1 protein-coding gene is annotated in these 361 nt (G+C 46.8%); it reads right to left on the bottom strand.

Annotated elements, in window-relative coordinates; translation table 11 throughout:
• Positions 1-176 precede the first annotated feature (176 nt).
• Positions 177-361: hypothetical protein (locus Absy_RS12680; protein ID WP_219810139.1), on the bottom strand; the 185-nt coding region annotated here is incomplete at its 5' end.

A 361-nucleotide genomic window follows, 5' to 3' on the forward strand; every position in this document is an offset into this window, starting at 1 on the left:
GCCCTTTCACGGCGGCAACACGGGTTCGAATCCCGTACGGGACACCATTACAAAAACGCAGTAACCGGCGTTTTTGTCTGTTACAGGCTATTTCTGAAAAATATAAATTTCAAAATGTCGGTTCTGTATCGAATAACCGGCAGAGTACGTTGCGTCCTGATGCAGGTTTTGCAATGTCATTTGGGATTGTCATCCAAAATTACGTAAAAACTCTGTGGCGGGGAATGGTCGCAGCGAACGCGCGCGGGATTCAGCGTTTGCGGTGCTTCAGGTGGTTCAGAAAAGTAAGGCTGCTGGTTTCTAAGCGATGCAAGATGGTTGGTATTATTTTCACGGCCCTGCAAAGATGGACATTTTGTAA

It is taken from the genome of Acetobacter syzygii, from assembly GCF_000964225.1.
Lineage (GTDB): Bacteria > Pseudomonadota > Alphaproteobacteria > Acetobacterales > Acetobacteraceae > Acetobacter > Acetobacter syzygii.